The sequence below is a fragment of the Streptomyces sp. NPDC050485 genome (assembly GCF_044458185.1).
Lineage (GTDB): Bacteria > Actinomycetota > Actinomycetes > Streptomycetales > Streptomycetaceae > Streptomyces.
In genome coordinates this window covers 109,691-129,004 of sequence record NZ_JBITHR010000022.1, presented here as the reverse complement: position 1 = coordinate 129,004, position 19,314 = coordinate 109,691, and the positions used below count along the sequence as shown (strand labels likewise).

Below are 19,314 nucleotides of genomic sequence, written 5' to 3'. Positions count from 1 at the left end.
AGGCACGGCTTGAAGTTCAGGCAGGGAGGAGGAAGTATGCAGATCAGCGGATCGCCCCAGGTCGAGTCATGCATCCAATGCAATTCCCCGGGGTTGAACCACGTCCTGCCGCTGCTGCGGGAGAAAGGCATCCGGTATACGCAGGTCGCGCGGGCCGGACGGCCGGACTCGGCAGGTGTCGAAGTCCTCTCCGACACCACGAACCCCGGAAAGGTGGTCGGCCGCGGTCCGTGGACGCTCATGGACGAGATGGAGGAGAACGGCACGGTTCCCCAGTACGCCGGTGGTCACGTATGCAGCCAGAAGCACAAGGCTTTCTCGATCGACCGCCTCCAGCTCCAGCGCTCGGGCGGGCAGACCGTCGGCAAGCTCTTCGGCTACAACGCGGACGAGTACAAGCGCGCGGCCAAGGCCAACAAGTTCCAGGCCAAGCGCAACGAGAAGGCCGGCTACGAGACCTTCGCCCTGGACTATCCGTTGCTCAGGCTCGGCTTTGGCCGCGAGGACGTGCAGGGCTACGTCAAGGACCGCCTCGGGGTTGACATGTCCAAGTCATACTGTCCGGTTTGCCCGTTCTCTGGAGTGTGCTCGCCCCAGCCGGACCACCTGAAGCGACTGCGGAAGTACCCCGCCCTCGCTGCGCGGGTGCTGCGCCTGGAGTACCTGGCGATGGCCCTGAACGACAGCATGTCCCTCTACAAGGAGGACACCCTGTTCAGGCGGGTCACCGAAGACCAGAACACCGAGGCGCTCGGCCAGTTCAACGCCCGGCTGTACGAGGAGGCGTGGGCGGTCTACCGGTTGCGGCGCGTCTACACCCCCGGCCGTCGGCCCGAGTGCAAGACCGCTCACGGTGACCGTTGCGCCAAGCCCGAGTGCCGCGACAGCAGCATCAAGGGCACCGTCTATCGGTCCGTGGAGACCGTCCGCGCCGGCAGCCGCGCCGAAGTCGGCACCTTCCTGCACAACGCCGCCACAGCCCTGGACCGCCCGGTCGAGCACTCCACGAAGGCCCACGGCGCCGGCATCGACCGCGTGCGCACCCGCGTCCGCCCGGACCCCAAGGCGTACGGCACGGCCGAGGACTTCTACGTGACTGCCCCGGCCGGCGTCCAGGACAAGGCCCGCCCCGGCTTCGCCGATGTCTGGGCCGCGATGACCACTGACCAGTAGCCCCCAAGCCCCCTGCGAGGAGAGATGACCACCCTCACTCTGCCCCCTGACCGAGGCCTGGCTCCAGCCGACGTACTGCCCGCCGGGCCCGGACGGTCTACTGAAGTATGTGGAACGCGGCCACGGCGATGTGGCTCGCCCCGCAGGCGGGGTCGATCGGTCGACAGCCGGCTGACTGGACCGGTTCCGGGCGGGGGGCGGATGTCGGGTCTCATCCAGTGCTTCAGCGAGGCAGGCCTCTGACCTGCCCCGCTGAAGTTTTGCAACGCGCCGCCGGAGTCTCGGTCTGCCTTATCCGGTGCTTCAGCATCCGCGCCCTGACGGCACAACACACCGCCTTGGCCTGCGCCAACACCAGGCTAGGACCACCTTGCTGAAGGTCCGGACGAGATGCTGAAGCACTGAGCGACGCCCGGCAGCGGATCTCGCACGGCGCGAGGGGGCAGCACCGCCAAGAAGGTTGCCTATTCTTTTTTCATTGTGTACTGTCATTCTCGGGTCGGGCCAACGCCCCACCCCACCAACCCACTTGACGAGCGCAGCCCCAGGCGTCGCGCCGTCTCAGCGCATCCGGGGACTGATACAGATGAAGCGAAACAAGCCGCACATAAAGCGCCGCAAGGCGGGGACACAGAACGAGCGGCGGAGGCCGTACCAGTGGCAGGAGAGCGCCACCACCTATTGGGCGCTGGCCGTGCCCCAGGCGTTCGCCGGGACCGGCCAGACCGTTCTCGACATGACCGGCGCGGTGCCCGCGGGCGCAGACGAGTCGTCCCCCGACAGCCCGCGCTACGGCTCGTCACTGCGCTGGCGGCTCGACCGCGACGGCCAGACCCAGTTCGTCTACGGCGAGCAGGTCTGGCGCCGTTACCAGGGCGAGAGCCAGGCGGCTTACGGCCAGCGCATCGCCGACTCGTTCCGCCGGTCCCTCCCCACCTCGCCGGACGTGTACCACGTGTTCGTCGCGGAGCGGCCGGGATGCACAGGCGGAACGCGGTGCCCGCTCACGCGGCACTGGTACACGGCGATCGAGGCCGACCTGTCGACACATCAGCCGGATCGGTGCCCGATGGGCGTTCTGAATGACGGTCCGCCCTGGCGCCTGATCGGCCGGACAGTTCCTGATGGCCGCCTGATCTGCTGAAGCCCCTCGGCACCGCGCTCCGGGCCGCCCGACAGTTCCCTCGGCTCCGGTCGCCCGTCCCCGTAGGCCCGGATCCCGCCCCGCGATCCAGCATGACCGCGGCTGCCGTTGAGGAACCCTCCGGCAGCCCTTCCTTCCGCCCCCCAGCTGCGAGGCACTACGCCTCGCAGCAACCCCAGGAGCCACCATGGGTACTACCCGCACCCGCCTGCCCGGCATCACCCTCCGCGACGCGGCGCCCTCCGATGCGGACGCCGTCATGCGGCTCCTCGCCGACGTGAACCCCGACGATCCCGACGCGTTCGAGGAAGTCCGGCCGAACCTGTCCCTGCCTCAGGAGGGGCCCCTCTCCCACTTCCGGTCGCTGATGGTCGTGGCCGCGAGCGATGACGGCGAGACGCTCGGCGTCCTCGTCGGCGGCGTGCCGCTCTGGCTCTTCGACCACCCCGGCGTCGACCCCGTGCTGGCGGACCTCCTGGCGGAGCGGATCGCGGTCATCACCGCAGTGGCCGTAGACCCGGAACAGCGCGGACGCCATATCGGGGCCGAGCTCATCCGGCATTCCGTACGCCGTTTCACGCGCGCCGGTTACGGCCTGCTGACGCTCAACTGTTTCCCGGCGCTGGAGAGTTACTACCAGGGACTCGGCTTCTCGCTCATGGACGACCTCAACGTGGCCCTTGGCCCCCTGAACGCGGTCGGGCACCGATGGGGCGACACGAGGGTGGCCGCCCGGGTCCTGGACCGATACACAGCTCTCGCCGACGTCTCGGGCCTTCCCTCCCAGGTCGTCTCGGGAATCCTTCCCAACACCCGCTTGACCAGTGGCGCGTACTTCGACGGTGAGCAGTTTCGCGTCTGAACCGCCCGCGGCCCGGGAGGCCAACCCTTCTGGGCCGCAGAATGCACGCACGGATGCAGGTGTTGGCCGGCATCCAGAGGAGGAGGAACTGATGCCGGTAGTCGGCAGGAAGAACCCGAGCCCATGGGTCCGATGGGCGCTCACGTGGGGCGTGCCGAGTGCAGCCGTCGCCCTGGGCAGCGTGTGGGTGCTGGAGCCGGACAGCGGTGTCGGCGCGATCGCTGCGGCTGGGGCGGCGCTGACGGCGCTTCTGGTTTTCGTCGGCACGATGCCCCGTCGGCGGGTTCCCGGGGAGCAGCAAGCACGCAGGGGTGCCGATGTGAACGAGTAGAACGGCTCCGGCGCCGCCGCTGGTTGCGCTGGCTGCCTCGAACCCTGAGGTACGTGCAGGGGCGCTGACTGACCGTCCCTGCCGTCACCAGTCCCGAGCTGTTGCGTATCCATGTTTCATTATGTAGATTGATCTCATCGCTGGCGGTCTTCCGAAACCGGTGAGCGGGTCGCGCGTAAATGAGAGTGAATACCCCAAAGTGGTAGTGGACTTGAGAGTGCCCAGGTCAGCCAGAGGTGACCCTCGCAGGCCTGCCCCACTTTGAGCACGTGGGTCCGCTATCCACTCTCATTTGCGGTGGCCCGAAGTCCCAATGCACCGACGGACGTTGAAGTGAGAGTGCGCAGGTTAGAGGTCCTGTCACCCCTCATCTTCGACGGCGCCCCTCGGCCGACCCGGCCGCCCCGACCCACCTCAACGAACGAAGGACTATCCGATGGCCAGCACACCGCGACTCGACAGCCTCACCGCCAACGGGACCAGCCCCGCGCTCAACCGCATCCATCTCGCCGACGGCCAGGGGATCGCCGTCAGGACACGTCCCGGCGCCCACACCGTTCCCGAGGTCTTCGTCTCGCCGGGCGTGACCGTCCCCAACACGGGGCTTTGGGGGCATCGCCACAGCCGCCTGGACGGGTGGCTGACCCCTGGACGTCTGCGCGAAGGCTCGTGTTACGTGGACGTGCCGGTCGAGGCAGTGCGTGCCCTGATCATCCAGCACGGCGGGGAGCACACCGACCAGGGGAGTGAGTGGACCGTCCCGGGCGCGGGGGACATGACCGAGGCGCAGGAGGATGTGCTCGACGAGATCGCCGACCTGTACGGCCGATTCCGAGACGGCTACACCGCCGAGGGCGTCCAGGCCGTGTTCAGCCGCATCCACGACGCGGGCGGCCCGTACCTGGTCTGCGTTTGGGAGTACTCGGACGCGCTGGGGTTTGGCGGTAACTCGCAGTTCTACGCCGAGGACGACAACGGCGAATTCTTCGAGGTCCAGCCCGATATCCACAGGTGGCTCAGTGGCCAGCAGGCGGCTCTCGGCCCGGTGGACACCTGGGTTGCAGCGCCCGTTGCTGAGCCGATCAGGTACGCCGACAGTGACGACTTCCACAACTACGCCCTGGTCGACCGGACGGACGTCTGACCGGTCCGCCATCGGCGGTGGCCGCAGCGCGTCAGCGAAGGGGCGCTCGCCTGATGTGGCGCAGGTCGGGGCCGCACATTCCGGTCTGGGAAACGGTTGTTGAAGGCCCTGGTGAGCGTGCGGAGTTAGTGATGCGCAGCGCTCAGTTCGCAAGCTGCCCCGTTGAAGATCTGAACGAGACCCGACATCGCCTCCGACGTTGCATATTCACCTTTCATTGTGTAGATTGATTACATCGATTGCAGGGCTTCAAGTCCCCGCCCGATCACCCCCGTTGCTGTTCAGGAGCCTTCCCATGCTTGCCGTCGCTGCCGTTCCCAACGTCGATGCCGCCCTTCTCGCCTACCGGCGATCGGTGAACGACATCTGGCTGACCCTCGTTGACGTCACCACCGACTTGATGCACCTGGCCAGCCACATGCGCGCCGACGTCGAGCGCTGCCTCGACGGGGACGCCAGGGCGCGCCTCGACGAACGCCCTCTGGCCGCAATGCCGAACCTCGCCCCGTCCGTCAAGCCGATCGCCAACCCCGACGACTGGGCCGCCGAAGACCACCTCTTCGACCTGTACGTGCACGCGAGCGACGCTGCGGCCTCCCTCCGCGTGCACATGGCGGACGACGCCTACCCCACCTTCTCGAAGGCGCTGTACGTGCTGCTCAACGATCTGCGCGCCTACACCCACGACTTCGGCTTCGACTTCGACGAGGTCATGCGCGCGGCATCACAGGCTCACCGGGTCGACCAGCGCAAGGCCAAGTAACCACGGAAGCCGCCCGGCGGCACCGACGCCCAACGTGCCGCCGCCCCGACGAACGATCCCGCCAGGAAGGACCTTCACCATGACCACGCCCCTGATCCCCGCCCCGGCTCGATCCGGCCGCGGCTCGATACGCATGTACCTCGACCGCGGCGAGCACCCCGCGACCCGTGTACCGCTTCTTGACGCCGATCTCGACAACGCGTCCGCCATCTGCGGAGGGTGCGCCAACAAGGTGTTCAAGCAGCTCCATGACGGTCGAGAGCGTCTCAAGTGCGGTCTTCTGCCCCGCGGAAGCCGTGGGCTGCGCGGCCCCGATCTGCGCGACTCCATGCCCGCGTGCGTGAAGTACGCCGCTGCGCCGGGCGCACTGCCGAACGCCTGATCGGCCCCGCCCCGCCCAGGCCTTCTCCGCCGGGCCCGCACTGCTCCCCATATCCCGGGGTGGGTGCAGGGGCCGGCGGGGACCAGGACTCGATCAGGCTCCGCATCCCCCAACACCGTATCTACCCCGCCCAGGAGGCGTGATCATGCTGCCCGGCCTCGCCAAACACATTGACTTCCTGTCCGCCCACAACGACTACACCCGCGGGTTCCTCGTGGTGCGCAAGGCCGACCACACCACGGAGTACGGCTATGTGTGGGAACACACCCTCGTGGAGGGCACCACCACGTGGGTCGCCCAGCCCGACAAGTCCAACAAAGCCTCGCGTATCCCCGGCTTCCAGTCCCGTGAGTGGGCCGCCGAGTTCCTCTACGAACGCGAGTGGCCCGCGTTCGTCCTGCGCGAGGACGCCGCGGCCGAGGTCCTGAGCAAGGCCGACAGCCCGCAGTCCGGATGCACCGAGCGCACCCCGTGCGGCACGTGTTCCCTGTGCGAGCCCGAGCTGGCCCGCCGCGGAATTCTCTGACCGAGCGGGGTGAAGACGGCCGTACGGCGCGCATCACCACCAGGTTCACGGCTCAGGCCACGGGCGGGTACCCCGCCCGTGGCCGGGCCCCAACTCCTGTCTCTGACCGCAGCACATCCACGCCCAGGAAGCCCCATGCCCGCTGAATCAACCGCCGCCCTCGTGACCCGGGCCGTCGACCAAACACTCACCCCGAAGTCCGGGAACTGCACCGACCCGAGCTGTGCCCGGCACGCCGGTACAACCGACTGCCCCCCCGATCACCATCAGCCGTAGCCCCGGCTCAGTTCTCGGCGAAGCGGTCGCAGAAGCCTGGCACGCCGCCGGCGGCAGCCGACTGGACATTCCCGCAGGGGTCGTCGCCGCCCTCGCCCTGTGGCCTCAGAAGTCCCCCAGGGCCGAGGCCGCCGACACGATCGCCTCGTACATCGCCGCGCAGCCCCCGCGCGTCCTGGTGCGCGGCCTGGCCGCGAGCGCCGACTCCTACTGGGGCCTTCGCCCCGACCTGTGGACCGCCGCCCGCCCGCTGTTCGACTGGACCAAGGAGGACCTGAACGACACCCAGCTGGCCGGCGTACAGGCCGTGGCCCGCGCCGCCCTGCGCCACGGAGTCCTCCACCACACAGGAGACACCGACCCCGCCAAGCGGTCCCGGATCGACCTGATGTCCTGGGTCATCACAAGCCTTCGCCATATCCACTCCCGGCGCAGCCTCGGCGAGCACCACACTCCGCCCGACGTCAGCGATCTCATGGCCGCAGTCTTGGCGGAAGGCAGCACAGGGGGGCGCCGCCGGTGCGAGTGGGCGCTCGAGCCGACCGCCGGGACCGGAGGGCTCTTCCGCTCCGCAGCCCAGGACCTCCGCCGCGATGGCATGGACCCGGCAGACTCCGGGTGGGTCATGCTCGAACTCGATCCGCTGGCTGCCGCCGGGGCCGCCGTCAACTCCCTGGTCTGGGGGCTGGGCCCCCGCGCCGTCGTCGGGTGCGGCAACGTCCTCGCCCAACCCGACCTGGCCGAGGAAGCCCTCGCCCGACAGCGCGACATGGCCCGCCACCGGGACAACGTCATGGAACTGATCGTCTTCGCGATCGCCACACGCACCACCGACCAGCTGCTGAACGCGCTCACGGCCAGCAGGTAGCCGCCTCGCCCCGCCCACGCCCCGTGGGCCGGGCCCGAAGGAGGAAACGTGGCGGAAGTCCACGACCACACGGAAAGCCAGGCCGTGACTCAGGCGCTGCGCGCCGTCCTGCCCATCCCCAGCCGGACCCACGTGTACATGCCGACCTGCGGATGCCACGACGCCGAGGGCCTTCTGTCCTGGCACATCGACACCGAGACCCGGTCCTACGAACTCGACCTCGCCCCCGCCGGAACCCGCCTGCGGCAGGCCCACCTGACCAGCCAGCCACTCATCGGCGACGGCACCACCTGGAGCGAGGACTTCCTCATCCGCGACACCCCGGCCGACTGGGCGCAGCCCCTCGCGCGTCTCGTCGGCCGACTCACCCTCTCCGACCGCAGCCCCCTCTCGCTCGACTGAGCCTCACCAACGGAGCACCGTGTCGAACCGCACCCCCATGACCGGCTGCCTGCCCGCCTTTGGCCGGCACCGCGACTACCCACCCCGCGACGGGTGGGTCCGCAAGGTCTACCTCGCCTTGCTCCAGGACCACGCCGCCCTGCGCCGCCCCGACGCGACCGTCGTGCTCGGAGTCGGCAAGAGCATGGTCCCGGCTATGGGATTCTGGTCCCAGGCCTTCGGACTGGCCACCCGGGACGGCCGCGACCTGGTGCCCACAGACCGGGCCCACTGGCTCCTGGACGACGAAACCGGAGCAGACCCCTACCTTGAGCACGACGCCAGCCTGTGGCTGCTTCATTGGTGGCTGGTGAGCGCCGACCAGTGCCATGTGCCCAGCTGGCGCTACCTCTTCGGGTACTCCCCGATCAGCCGGTACAGCCGAACGGAACTGCAGGGGCGCCTCGCGGCCGCCGCCGAAGCCGCCGGCCACAAGACCCCGGCCCGATCGGTACTCGCCACGGACATTGCCTGCCTGGTCAGCATGTACGCGCTCCGGGACCACACCGCAGCGGGTGTCGAGGACGAACTCTCCAACCCCTTCCGCACTCTGCACCTGCTCGACCCCGAACCCCCCGCTGGTGGCACTGCCGACCGGAGCCACGGCGTGGCCGTCCGCCGCGCAGCCGGCCGCCGCTGCTCCACCCTCGTCCAGGCGTACGCGAGCCTGGACTTCGCGGCCCGTACCGCAGGCCCCGCGCCCGGCTCCATCAGCCTCGCCCGGCTCGCCTCCGATCCACTCGGGCCCGGTCGGCTCCTGCTCACCGGCAACCAGGACCTCCGCCGCGCCCTGCACCAGGTCGCCGATCGGCATGCGGATCTGGCCGTGGTGCAGTCCGGCGACGGGCAGGAGACCCTCGCCTACTCGCGCCAGCCCGCCCTCCTCGCCGAGGAGGTCCTGGCCGCCGCCTACCCCGGCCTGCGGCCGCAATCCGACCGCGCCACGCGGAAGTTCGCTTCTCCGTCCCGGCCCTGACGGTTTCCGCCTTCGCCGCCGGAGGCCGAGCCGATGCCGCGTAGTCGGTGTCGGGGGTCATCCGGGACTTCAGCGGGACAGGTCCCTGACCTGCGCGCTGAAGTTTCGTAGCGCACTGCCGAAGCCTCGTTCCATCTCATCCAGTCCTTCAGCATCCGCACTCTGACGGCAGGGCTCACCTCCCTGACCTGGGCCAACGCCAAGTAGGCGTCTCCTTGTTGAAGTTCCGGACGAGATGCTGAAGCACCGAGCGATGCCCGGCAGTCGGCGCCCTGGCTCCGGAGGGCACGAGAAGAGCGGGAGATTGCCTATTCTGATTTCAAGATGTACTGTGGTCTTAGTTGGTGCTGCTCGCCCCTCGGCTTGAGCGCCCCACACATTCCCTTAACAACGAGACGGGCCAGGAGACACACATGCGCATCAAGACCGGCGAGCAGCACCGGGGTTGGACCGTCGTCGACCAGGCACGGCGACCGTGGCGCGGCTCCTTCGAGGGTGTGTGGCTCGGCGCGGACGAGTCCACGGGACACTGGATGGTCGGCCGCCAGCACGACGGGCAGTCGATGGACGACGGCTTCGATGCGAACGGCGACTGGTCCACGTCCCGGCACTTCCGCGAGGACAACGAGTACCTGAACATGCGCCGGGCCCTGGCGGCGTACGACGTGGAGGCCAGGAACGCGAGCGACGTCTGGGACGGAATGTGGGACCAGCGCGCCCACGAAGCCGTCGCCCGGCACCTCGCGGGTCGCGTTCCGTTCCCGGCACGGGGCCAGCTCTCGGCCGGATGGATCGGGCGTGGCCTGACCGACTCCCACTCCCCGTGCGGGTCGACGATTCTGCTCGACGGGCCGGTGGCCAAGTACGAGTTGATCCGCTACCTCCAGGGCCAGACCCGGTTCGACGAGACCGTGGCGGAGGCGGGCTCGGTCTCCGAGCAGGAGGCGTACCAGCTGATCATCAACGCCACGGGGCCGGTCCGGTTCGTGTGCCGAGGGCGGTCCTTCTACCTGAGCACGTGAGCCGGTCGGCACGTGCGGCGCGGGCCACAAGCACCACCCCGGCCCGCGCCTCCGCACCGGACATCGCCGCAACCCACCCGCCCAAACACAACGAAGGCGAGGGACGCTGCCCCCATGGGGCGGTCGAGAAAAGATGGAACACATGAACCTCATCGGCCACGACGGCGCCGTTCAGGACGGCGACCAGGACGCGGCCGACGCTGAGGCGTTCGAGGCTGCGTACCGGCTGTTGTTCGCGACGATGCGGGACGACGTCCGGGTGATTGCTCACCTGTGGTCGCAGGACCGTATGGAGCGTGAGCACGTGCCGCACGGCAATGCTCACGCCCATGAGGTGGCGACGGTGGCCACGAAGGATGCGCAGCATGCTCTGTCGGACGCTGCTCGGGATGCGGAGCGCGTGGGGACCGTGGCGGCGGTGCATGAGGCAGTCGAGTTCTACGGGCCGGAGATCGCGAACGCACGCACGGTGGTGGAGGCGTACGCCGATTACCGGTACGAGGAGGCGCGCGCGCACGCCCTGAACGCTGCGGCGGTTGTGGCGTGCGCGCCGGACGTCGTGTCGGACCCGGGCGGTGTGGACGTGTGGGAGTCCGAGGGCGGGGCCGTTCCGGATGACGCGGTCATGATCATCTGCCATGGCGAGCGGGGCGGTGTGTTCCCTGTGGCGTTCCGTGGCCCGTACCCGGGCATGGTGCGTGTTTCGCGGTCGGTGCGCCTCGAAGGGGTGCGGCGGGAACTGGAGCGCGCCCAGGACCGCATGGTGGCCGCGCAGGAGGACTACGAGACGTGTGAGGCGTGGCGTCGGGACGCCAACGATCTGCATCGGGAGGTGCGCCAGTCGGCGGGGGTGCTCGGCGAACTGGTGTGGGTGGGCGCGGAGACGTCCCGCGACTGGTACGGGCGTGCCCAGTCTGCGTCGTTCGCTGCGATGCAGCGTCAGCAGTCGGCGAAGGGTGCGGTACGGGCGTGTGAGCGTGCGGTAGCCGAGCTGGAAGCGGAAGTGGTGGAGGTGGCGGAGCGGTCGGCCGCCGGGCGCCGGTTCCTGGATGCTGCCGTGTCGGGGGATGTTCCGGCCGGGCGTGGGGCGTGGGTGTCGGTCGACGGGGGCTGTGCGGTGACGTTCCCGATGCCGTGGGACGGCTCCCAGGACGCGGGGCGGATGCCTGCGGATCTTGGGGAAGCGGCCACGCTGTGGGTGGACGCTCTGGGTGATGCGGTCGCGGCCCGTGATGAGGGCCGCAAGCTCACGGTGCGGGACGTGGCTGGTCGGGCCAAGACGGGCGGGAAGGGGCCGGGCTCTGATCTGCGGCGTGCGATCGGCGCGGCCGGTAAGCCGCTGGTCACCTCGTGGAAGGCTCCGAAGGCACCTGCGGCGGGGCGTGAGATCACGGAAGCGACGTTCGAGGAGTGGGACCGGGCGTGGGTGTACACCAACGATGCGGGGGTGTTGGCGGAGACTGAGACCGCTCCGGGGGTGTGGCTTCCGATGGCCGCTGTACGGCTCGCCGACGCGGCCATGGGCAACGGGTGGACGGTCGCGTTGCAGCGCACCGCCGATAGGCGCCGGGTGACGGTGAGGGCCGCTGGTACCGCTACCGGGAGGGTGGCCGGGGAGCTGCGGGCGGTGTGGACCGATGGCGCGTACGACGTCACCGCGTCGGCCGGATACGTGGGCGGGAAGCGGATGGACACGGTGGCCACGCTGCACTCGATGAACGCCACCGTCGCCCAGACGTGCCGGGCGGTCGCCGATCTGGCCGAGGACATGCCGCCCGTGCCGGACGTCGACGTGGTGGACGTCGACGGGTGGGAGAGCGAGGGCGGGACGTGGGTGCTGGACGCCGACACGGAGCCTGCTCCGGCGCCGGTTGCCGTACAGGACGGTACGGCGCTCCAGGGGGCGTACATCGCTGCGCACGGCGACGACAAAGCCATGGAAGCGGCACGGTGGTGATGCCAGGACGACTGCACCACGTGTGTGGACGGCCGGGAGCGCGTTGACTGCCCGACGTGCACGGCGTTCGCCGCTCCGTGGCCCGCACGGTGGGCACGTCTCCCCGAGAAGGGCGAGGCGCCCCGCATGGTCCACGTGTGCCACGGTCCCGGCGGCATGTCGGAAGGGCAGCGGATCGCGCTCGGGGGCCCGTTGAAGTGGTCCGCGCAGGAGCTTGGCCGGTGCCTCTTCAAACTGGACCGGGCGCCGCTGCCCTCAGACGCAGCCGGGCAGTGACCGGATGCTCTAACGCCTCCAATCCGGCCCGTTGGCGCCAGCCCCGGCGGGCCGGGAACTGCCGCCGCCACGGCCGCTCCTGACGCGCAGGCGCGCCGAAATAACAGCCCGCTCCCCGCCAGTTCAACCTCGGCCCCGGGCTCGCACCGGTCATCGACGCGGCACGGCTTGTCGAAGCCACGCGCGCCCTCACCCAGCTCCGTGTCGGGCAGGGGCCTGCCTCGCCTCCGCGGGCTCCCACTCTGTCGCGTCCCGAGCCGTATTCGAGCGGTACGGCTGCGGGGCCGATGCCGCCACCCGGCTCCAAGGCCGTCTGCGGGAGCTCGCCGCCGAGCAGCACAAGGGCGTCGGCTGGTGGATCCCGCCACGGCCACGGCCCATGCCCCGCGTGGTCGCACGTCCCACATCCACACCCCTCCTGGCACCCGGAGTCTCAATGACGAAGTCAAGCCGCCTACGTGACCGGCGGGACGGAGGTGAAGACTCGCCCGTCGCGCAGCAGGGCCCACAGCACGCTCGCCCGTCGGCGCGCGAGGGCGATGACGGCCTGGACGTGCTTGCAGCCCTCGCCGCGCTTCTTGAGGTAGAAGTCCCGGTTCGGCCCTTCGCGCATCATGCTGGTCTGCGCGGACAGGTAGAAGACCCGTCGCAGGCGGCGGCTGTAGCGCTTGGGCCGGTGCAGGTTGCCTGTGCGGCGGCCGGAGTCGCGCGGGACGGGCACGAGCCCGGCCGCCGAGGCGAGGTGGCCTGCGTCGGCGTAGGCCGACAGGTCGCCGGCCGCGACGACGAACTCGGCTCCGAGTATCGGGCCCATGCCGGGCAGGGACTCGATGATCTCGGCCTGCGGGTGGCTGCGGAACGTCTCGCGGATCTGCTGGTCGATTCGCTTCAGCCGGTCGTCCAGGGCCAGGATCTGCGCGGCCAGGTCGGCGACGATCTGCGCGGCGATGTCCTCGCCGGGCAGCGCCGTCTGCTGAGCCTGCGCGGCCTCCAGCGCGGTCGCGGCGACCGTGTCGGCGCCTCGGACGTCGCGGCTGGCGAGCCAGGCCGTCAGCCTCGCCCGGCCGCGGCGACGGATCGCGGCCGGGATCTGGTAGCCCGTCAGCAGGACCAGCGCACCCTTGTGGGCGGAGTAGTCGAAGGCCCGCTCCAGTGCGGGGAAGATGCCGGTCAGCACGTCGCGGAGACGGTTGATCATCCGCACCCGGTCGGCCACGAGGTCGGAGCGGTGGGCGGTCAGCAGTGCGAGGTCGGCGGCGAGTTGGGCGGGCACGTCGATGGCGGCGAAGTCACTGCGGTGGCGGGCGGTTTCGGCGATAACGTAGGCGTCGCGGGCGTCGGTCTTCGCCTCGCCCCGGTATGCGCCCGACATGCGGTTGACGGTGCGGCCTGGCACGTAGACGGCCTGCTGGCCGTGGGCCGAGAGCAGTGCGAGCAGCAGTGCGGAGGCCGTGCCAGAGATGTCCACCGCCCAGTGGACCTGGTCCGCCAGGTCAAGGATCTCGCCGAGCGCGGTCAGGATCGCCGCCTCGTCGTTGTCGATCCTCTTCGACCAGAGCGTCGCGCCGGTCTCGTCGACCACGGCCGCCCAGTGATGGCCTTTACCGGCATCGACACCGGCCCAGACCTGCTCTTTCCGCTCGCTCACGTGCCCCTCCTCGCATCCCACGACATGTCGTCGGCCCGAGGAACACCCCGCTGTCATCTCCGTAATCAGCGACCGCACGAAGCGCGCATATCTCAATCAGCAGCCAGGGCGCCCCGGAGAGCCGGACGGCCACTCCGGGGGAGCCACTGACGGCAAGAGCCCATAAGCCACATCCGGCCCTCCCGGGCCACCCAACAACTTACGGAGAGCCCATGTCCGCGCTCGCCCCAGCGCAACCCACTCCGGCGGCGCCTCCGCTGCCGACGTTCTGGCTCGGCGTCCACCGCCCGCACTGGCTCAAGGAGAGTCGCGTGCCGATGTTCGTGTCGAACCGCCAGCTTGCCCGCGTCAAAACCCTGCCGAGAGCCAGCAGCCCGTGGGCGCTCGACAGAGTGGCTTCACCGAGATCGCCAAGTTCGGCGAATGGCGCACCACACCGCAGCAGTACGTAAGGCAGATCCGCAGGTACAGGGATGAGGTGGGCCAGCTGTCCTGCCAGCCAGCAAGATCTCATGTGCGAGGACCAGCCGCTGCGCATGACCGGCCTGTCGATCGACCAGCACCAGGACCTCACCATCGCGAACTTCCTGACCCTGCGCGACCTCGCTCCCGAGCTTCCGATCATCCCGGTGGTCCAGGGATGGCTTCGTCCCCACTACGCCCGGTGCGTCGAGAAGTTCGCGGCGGCCGACGTCAACCTGACCAAAGAGCCCCTCGTCGGCGTGGGCAGCATCTGCCGCCGGCCCAGCACCACCTCACAGAACCACCTGTCCGGGTGGCCCGCGGCCATCCACCGGTTCGGGATGCTGGACACCGAGGCCGTGCCCGGCCCAGACGATCAGACCGTGCAAGGGCATGTCCTGGTCGGGGTCGTAGTGCTCGCCTCCCCGATGAACGAGCGCGTGCTGACCGTCCCCTTCCCCGGACTGCCAGTACGCGCAGAGCGTTGAACTGGCTCGCCTGATCGTCAGCGACTCCGTGCCGGCCCCCGGTGAGACGTTCCTGGTATCCCGAGCCCTGCGCCTCGCAGCGGAGAGCGGGGTGCGCGGGGTCGTCCTCGCTTATGCGGGTGCGGACATGTTCAACGAGGAGTGAAGGAGTTGTCCGTTGTGCTGTGAGGTGCGGTTGCGATGCCATACAGGAGGGATTGACAGCCTGGCTCTACGGTGACGTTCCGTGATGGACGCGCCTTGTTGTAGATGGTCCGTGGGCCTCGTCAGCGCTTGATCCGGCCGCGTGCCGCCAGTGCGGCCAGTCCGAGGAGGACTGGTTCGCTGAAGCGGCTGAACATCTCGATCCAGGTACCAGCGCTGGTGAGGTCCTGGTCGCTTGAGCGGAAGATGACGGAGTTCAGCACGACGTGCCCGGCGTCCTTTGCGCGGTCAGCGGTCCAGCGCTGGCTGAGGGATCCGGCCAGGGTTGGGTCGCTCTTGTCGATCACGAGGTGGATTCGGCTGCCGGGGGCGGGCATGGTGCCGGTCGCTGTCTGTTTCGGCGTCGGATTGGGCAGGCCCCACAGCATCATCAGCACCACGGTCAGGACCATCGCGACACCGAGCGCGGCCAGGGCGCGGGAGGCGCGCAGGCCGTAGCCGGAGATCAGCCAGTAGGCGTTTAACAGGATGCGTTCACCGAAGGGGGTGTCTTGGTCCAGACGGCGCATCTCCATCTCGCCGTAGTAGAAGTCCGCAGCGCCGGGCTCGTTCTTGCCGTCCTCCAGGGCCTTGCGTAGCTGCCGGTAGGTGGCGGCCAACTCCTTGGGCCCGGGGGGCGTGGCCGGGTCGGGGTGGTTGGGGCCGGGCTGCCAGCCCCGGGTCCGTGCGGTGCGTCGACCGGGGAGGGGCAGGGCGCGCCAGTGGTGTTCTTCGGCGATGGTCCGGCGGCGGGTCCAAGGGGCCGGCGGTTGAGCGAAAGGGACGTGACCTTCGAAGCGCAGCTGGTCGAGGTGATGGGCGCCGGTGAACAGGCAGGCGGACAGGTCCACTCCGGACAGCGCCAGGAAGGCGACGTCCACGCCCGCCAACATGCCGATCGACGGCTGAGGGTCTTGTCCAGTCAGCGGGTCTTCGGAGACCAGGCTGTCGTTGAAAGGGAACGGCCGGGGGTGACAGTTGATGGCGACGGGCTGGGAGAGCACAGCGTCCAGCAGATCGATGTGGGCGTAGCGGACGTCGAGGGTAAGCGCCGTGTTGATCTGCGCCGCCTCCAGGAGAACTTGCGCGGCAGCGATCCGTATGCGGATCGGGCAGGTCAGGACGGCCCGGCTCAAGTCCAGCACTCCGCCGCAGACGATGGGGCCCACCAATGGCCCGGTGAACGTCGTGTCGGGAAAGTGGGCGTCGCCCTTGAAGTGGGCCCCAGCGAAGACGGCGTCACGGCCGAACGTCGCCTCGGTGAACCATGCCGTCTCTTCGATCTGTACCGAGACGAAGACGATCCCGTCGGTGAACGTCACGCCGTTAAAGAGGGCCCCACCGAATACCTGGGCGCGGGAGAACAATGCCCCGCTGGCGAACCTGGCGTGCTCAAAGTCGGCGTCCGAGGCGAAGAGCGTGTCCTGGAACCACGCGGAGCCGTGGAAGTCCGCGTGCTCGAAGGCGCCGTCCTGCTCGAAGACGGCTTCCTCGAAGATCGCCTCGCCGTTGAAGCTGACGTCGTAGAACAGGGCGTCGTCCGCGAACTGGACGCACCAGAAGAACGTCTCGCCGTTGAACGTGACGCCCGTGAAGTCGGCCAGTTCCAGGAAGTGGGCCCGGCCGAAGTCTGCAGCGCCGAAGGTGTTGCCGACCGCCGCTTTGAGCTCTTCCAGTAGTTCGCGGGTGAAGGGCACACCGCGGCAGTCCACCGCGGCGCCGGGCGATAGCGCCCCGAGCGCCTGCCTGCGTTCCTCCGGTTCCAGATGGGCCAGACACTGGTCGTACGGATCCCACGGCACACCGAAGCAGGCGCCGTGCTCGCCCGGGAAACTGCAGGCAGGCCAGCGAAGCCGGGGATCATCACTCAGGAAGGCCAGGATGGGTCGGCCGGCATGTATCAGGTTCACCGGGTCTGCAGAGCGCCGCTGTCGATGAGGCCCTGGATGTACACCGGCCAGTCCCGGATGAGGCTCTGGGCGATGCCGTCGTGGACGTCCTGGCGCAGCTGCGGGGTGACGTGTTCGACGTCGCCGCCTGGGTAGTGCAGGCGCAGGCCTTCGCGGCTGGCGTCACACAGAATGGCGTGGGCCTTCTGCGTGAGCGTGAGGTAGAGCTGCGGCACCTGCGCGTTCAGGAGTTCGTCGATGACGGCCTCGTAGTCGATGCCGAGGTCTGCCCAGGTCTTGCCCTGGCTGTCAAGCCAGAGGGTGACGTCGGAGAAGAACACGGCCTCGCCCGGGCCGTCGTTCGTGTCACGGGCCAGGCCGGTGGCGAGGTCGAGCGCGATGCCGGTGCCCTTACTGATGAGAGAGCGGGGGATCATCGGCGGGGCAATGGCGACCGCGCACTCCCCCCGGCCGTCGCGGGTCTCCGTCGGCCAGGGCAGCCCCAGGACGAGCCATCCGGCCGGTGATAGCAGTGAGGCGCTCACCGAGCTCTTCCCCCTTGATGGTGTGATCACTGGCCTCTGATCTTCTCGCCCCAACTCCCGGCGGACAAGGCGGTCCTCGGCCACCGTCGGCAGTTCTCGCTGATCTCGGCCCGCCCCGCCTCCCGGCGGTTCACGCAGCTGGTGATCTCGCTTCCCACTGGCAAGGGCGGGCCGTTCGAGGCGTTCCCAGTGACCGACAAACAGATGCCGGACTACGACGAGCGACGCCCTGCTCTGCATACGAGCCGTGGGCAGCAGACGCTGTTCACCCTTCGGCGGGACTGGGCCCCGTTACTGGGCCGGCTGCGGAGCGCGCCTCCGGGCGAGCCGCCGCTGACCGCGAACGCCCGCCACTTGGTCGAGGAGTTCACTCGGGAACGGCCGGGGCAGCGGCCGGACCACAAGAAGAACACCCGCACACTCACGATCCTGCTGTACTGGCTCGGCGCCGACACAGCGGTCTTCGAACGTGACGTGTACGACCTCGCCCGGATCGACGTGAACCTCGCGGCCAAGCCTGTCTGCCGTCCGCACTGGCCTACATCGCAGCTGACGTCACCAGCTACTCGATCGGCAACCGCGTGCACAGCGGCGGGATCACGTCGCTCTCGAAGGCAGCGGTCACCAGGCGCTCCAGCCCCTCGGGGACCGTCGAGTCTGCCCGCCTCGGGACGCCCTTCCGCCGCATCATCAGGGACATGTTGAAGATCCGGATCTGCGTGTGGAGGAGGCTCGTTGGCACCGGGTGGCCGAGACGCTGCGTGACGCCGTCCTGGAGGTCGGCGATGGTCGCCGCCTCTGGCATGACCTCGGCGATCGTGTTCACGACGAAGTCGTTCCTGGTGTGGGTCAGATGGCGGTCCTGGAGGTGAACCTCCAGGGACGTGCCGTACTCGTTGTGGCGCTCCGTCACCTCGAAGCCGTCCTTCTCCAGGGCCGCGCGCAGCCGGCCCCGCGGCTCCGGGTTGTCCATCGCGTACACCACGACCAGGCCGGTCCAGTTCTCCGTCCGCAGACAGAACTCGTCGAGCCGCAGCTGCTCGACGAGCTGGCTCACCCGCTCGCAGGCGTTCTTGAGGTCACCGACGTGCACCGGGTCGAGTGAGCTGTCTCCTCGGACGCTGTTGTGGGGATAGCGCCCCGGCTTGTTGAAGAAGTCGACGAGCGTTTTCCCGTCCATGCCAACCTCCGGTGGTCGAAGTCAGGAGCTCAGGGCGCGCGGCGAGTTACTGGACGTCCGCCGCGTTTGCCGCCTCGACCGCAGCCGCGTAGTACTCGCACTGCTCGTCCGTGAAGCGACGGATCTCGTATCCGCCGCACTTCACACACCACCGGTCACGCTGCTCGTGCCAGGCTCGGTCCTGCGGGGAGAACGGCTCGTACGACACAAGGTGATGCGGCAGCGGCAGGAGGGGAAGGAACTCCTCTAGGGTCAGCTGCTGATGCCACCCCGGTTCCAGCGACTTCACATGCTGGCAACCCAGCCCGTGGGACTTCCGGCTACCGCCCCACCCGCCGATCGCCCGAGGGTTGCACTCCGCGCCGGCCGGGTCTGAGGCATAGACCTGCACGGTGGCGAGTGGACCGAGCGGAGCACCCTGCTGGAACGGCTCAAGACTGAAGTACCGAGATGTCCTGTAGCCGACACGCCGCTCCTGGACAAACAGCCATCGCAGCGACCAGTCCTCACGGAGTCGATCCGGCAGGGTGCGTAGATCGGTGTCGGCCGTGACTTCCGCCCACGCCGCGCGGTCGCGCTCCGGCTGTCCCTCCGGCGTGTACGGCCCGTTCGGGATATCCGGGTACTCGGCGCTCTGGCACCACGGGCTTCCCAGGCACTGGTGGACGGACCTGCTGCTCTCCAACTCCATGACGAGAGGCTATCTATACCCCGAGCTGGTCCACGCTGGATCCGCCCCAGTAGGTCGGGGCCCCGGCTGAACCCGTCGGTGAAACGA

The 19,314-nt window shown here is 69.0% G+C and carries 19 protein-coding genes; 14 read left to right on the top strand and 5 right to left on the bottom strand.

What is annotated here, in order from left to right; translation table 11 throughout:
* Window positions 1-93: 93 nt before the first annotated feature.
* From ACIBK6_RS33335 to ACIBK6_RS33275, 13 genes are all read left to right on the top strand, one after another.
* Window positions 94-1,173 carry a hypothetical protein gene (locus ACIBK6_RS33335; RefSeq protein WP_399055665.1) on the top strand — a complete coding sequence of 360 codons (1,080 nt, stop codon included), beginning with the start codon at window positions 94-96 and terminating at the stop codon, window positions 1,171-1,173.
* 586 nt (window positions 1,174-1,759) lie between these two features.
* Window positions 1,760-2,317, top strand: coding sequence for a hypothetical protein (locus tag ACIBK6_RS33330; protein ID WP_399055663.1), 558 nt, complete (start codon window positions 1,760-1,762; stop codon window positions 2,315-2,317).
* Between the two features lie 187 nt (window positions 2,318-2,504).
* On the top strand, window positions 2,505-3,179 hold the full coding sequence (locus ACIBK6_RS33325) for a GNAT family N-acetyltransferase (RefSeq protein ID WP_399055661.1): 675 nt from the start codon (window positions 2,505-2,507) through the stop codon (window positions 3,177-3,179).
* A gap of 91 nt (window positions 3,180-3,270) precedes the next feature.
* Window positions 3,271-3,510, top strand: a complete 240-nt coding sequence (locus ACIBK6_RS33320; RefSeq protein ID WP_399055659.1) for a hypothetical protein — start codon at window positions 3,271-3,273, stop codon at window positions 3,508-3,510.
* 436 nt (window positions 3,511-3,946) lie between these two features.
* Complete coding sequence (locus ACIBK6_RS33315; protein ID WP_399055658.1) at window positions 3,947-4,654, top strand: hypothetical protein; 708 nt, start codon at window positions 3,947-3,949, stop codon at window positions 4,652-4,654.
* 295 nt (window positions 4,655-4,949) lie between these two features.
* Window positions 4,950-5,417 (top strand): hypothetical protein, encoded by a 468-nt coding sequence (locus ACIBK6_RS33310; RefSeq protein WP_399055656.1) that lies wholly within the window; start codon window positions 4,950-4,952, stop codon window positions 5,415-5,417.
* A gap of 79 nt (window positions 5,418-5,496) precedes the next feature.
* A complete protein-coding gene (locus ACIBK6_RS33305; RefSeq protein WP_399055654.1) occupies window positions 5,497-5,799 on the top strand; it encodes a hypothetical protein in 303 nt (100 codons plus the stop codon).
* Between the two features lie 145 nt (window positions 5,800-5,944).
* Window positions 5,945-6,325 (top strand): hypothetical protein, encoded by a 381-nt coding sequence (locus ACIBK6_RS33300; RefSeq protein WP_399055671.1) that lies wholly within the window; start codon window positions 5,945-5,947, stop codon window positions 6,323-6,325.
* A 223-nt stretch (window positions 6,326-6,548) separates the two neighbouring features.
* The gene (locus ACIBK6_RS33295; RefSeq protein WP_399055652.1) at window positions 6,549-7,469 is read left to right on the top strand and encodes a hypothetical protein; all 921 of its coding nucleotides are present in this window, start codon (window positions 6,549-6,551) and stop codon (window positions 7,467-7,469) included.
* Between the two features lie 48 nt (window positions 7,470-7,517).
* A complete protein-coding gene (locus ACIBK6_RS33290) occupies window positions 7,518-7,871 on the top strand; it encodes a hypothetical protein (protein ID WP_399055650.1) in 354 nt (117 codons plus the stop codon).
* A gap of 19 nt (window positions 7,872-7,890) precedes the next feature.
* Window positions 7,891-8,886 (top strand): DUF4007 family protein, encoded by a 996-nt coding sequence (locus ACIBK6_RS33285; protein WP_399055648.1) that lies wholly within the window; start codon window positions 7,891-7,893, stop codon window positions 8,884-8,886.
* A 413-nt stretch (window positions 8,887-9,299) separates the two neighbouring features.
* Complete coding sequence (locus tag ACIBK6_RS33280) at window positions 9,300-9,908, top strand: hypothetical protein (RefSeq protein ID WP_399055646.1); 609 nt, start codon at window positions 9,300-9,302, stop codon at window positions 9,906-9,908.
* A 142-nt stretch (window positions 9,909-10,050) separates the two neighbouring features.
* Window positions 10,051-11,865 carry a hypothetical protein gene (locus ACIBK6_RS33275; protein ID WP_399055644.1) on the top strand — a complete coding sequence of 605 codons (1,815 nt, stop codon included), beginning with the start codon at window positions 10,051-10,053 and terminating at the stop codon, window positions 11,863-11,865.
* Window positions 11,866-12,595: 730 nt separating this feature from the next.
* Here the strand turns inward: ACIBK6_RS33275 and ACIBK6_RS33270 are convergent.
* Window positions 12,596-13,789: an IS110 family transposase gene (locus tag ACIBK6_RS33270; protein ID WP_399055642.1), complete on the bottom strand. Its 1,194-nt coding sequence runs from the start codon at window positions 13,787-13,789 to the stop codon at window positions 12,596-12,598.
* Between the two features lie 512 nt (window positions 13,790-14,301).
* Here ACIBK6_RS33270 and ACIBK6_RS33265 point away from each other — a divergent pair.
* Window positions 14,302-14,739, top strand: coding sequence for a hypothetical protein (locus tag ACIBK6_RS33265; protein WP_399055640.1), 438 nt, complete (start codon window positions 14,302-14,304; stop codon window positions 14,737-14,739).
* Window positions 14,740-15,005: 266 nt separating this feature from the next.
* Here the strand turns inward: ACIBK6_RS33265 and ACIBK6_RS33260 are convergent, their stop codons facing one another.
* From ACIBK6_RS33260 to ACIBK6_RS33245, 4 genes are all read right to left on the bottom strand, one after another.
* Window positions 15,006-16,832, bottom strand: coding sequence for a pentapeptide repeat-containing protein (locus ACIBK6_RS33260; RefSeq protein WP_399055638.1), 1,827 nt, complete (start codon window positions 16,830-16,832; stop codon window positions 15,006-15,008).
* Complete coding sequence (locus ACIBK6_RS33255; RefSeq protein WP_399055636.1) at window positions 16,829-17,356, bottom strand: hypothetical protein; 528 nt, start codon at window positions 17,354-17,356, stop codon at window positions 16,829-16,831. Before ACIBK6_RS33255 ends, ACIBK6_RS33260 begins: the two co-directional genes overlap by 4 nt.
* Before the next feature lie 562 nt (window positions 17,357-17,918).
* Complete coding sequence (locus ACIBK6_RS33250) at window positions 17,919-18,536, bottom strand: hypothetical protein (RefSeq protein ID WP_399055634.1); 618 nt, start codon at window positions 18,534-18,536, stop codon at window positions 17,919-17,921.
* A gap of 46 nt (window positions 18,537-18,582) precedes the next feature.
* Window positions 18,583-19,227 (bottom strand): hypothetical protein, encoded by a 645-nt coding sequence (locus ACIBK6_RS33245; protein ID WP_399055632.1) that lies wholly within the window; start codon window positions 19,225-19,227, stop codon window positions 18,583-18,585.
* Window positions 19,228-19,314 lie beyond the last annotated feature (87 nt).

Coding starts and splice junctions, on each gene's coding strand:
- ACIBK6_RS33300 (WP_399055671.1), top strand. CDS start 5,945: ATGCTGCCCGGCCTCGCCAAACACATTGACTTCCTGTCCGCCCACAAC.
- ACIBK6_RS33250 (WP_399055634.1), bottom strand. CDS start 18,536: ATGGACGGGAAAACGCTCGTCGACTTCTTCAACAAGCCGGGGCGCTAT.
- ACIBK6_RS33305 (WP_399055654.1), top strand. CDS start 5,497: ATGACCACGCCCCTGATCCCCGCCCCGGCTCGATCCGGCCGCGGCTCG.
- ACIBK6_RS33320 (WP_399055659.1), top strand. CDS start 3,271: ATGCCGGTAGTCGGCAGGAAGAACCCGAGCCCATGGGTCCGATGGGCG.
- ACIBK6_RS33330 (WP_399055663.1), top strand. CDS start 1,760: ATGAAGCGAAACAAGCCGCACATAAAGCGCCGCAAGGCGGGGACACAG.
- ACIBK6_RS33275 (WP_399055644.1), top strand. CDS start 10,051: ATGAACCTCATCGGCCACGACGGCGCCGTTCAGGACGGCGACCAGGAC.
- ACIBK6_RS33245 (WP_399055632.1), bottom strand. CDS start 19,227: ATGGAGTTGGAGAGCAGCAGGTCCGTCCACCAGTGCCTGGGAAGCCCG.
- ACIBK6_RS33265 (WP_399055640.1), top strand. CDS start 14,302: ATGTGCGAGGACCAGCCGCTGCGCATGACCGGCCTGTCGATCGACCAG.
- ACIBK6_RS33280 (WP_399055646.1), top strand. CDS start 9,300: ATGCGCATCAAGACCGGCGAGCAGCACCGGGGTTGGACCGTCGTCGAC.
- ACIBK6_RS33310 (WP_399055656.1), top strand. CDS start 4,950: ATGCTTGCCGTCGCTGCCGTTCCCAACGTCGATGCCGCCCTTCTCGCC.
- ACIBK6_RS33315 (WP_399055658.1), top strand. CDS start 3,947: ATGGCCAGCACACCGCGACTCGACAGCCTCACCGCCAACGGGACCAGC.
- ACIBK6_RS33325 (WP_399055661.1), top strand. CDS start 2,505: ATGGGTACTACCCGCACCCGCCTGCCCGGCATCACCCTCCGCGACGCG.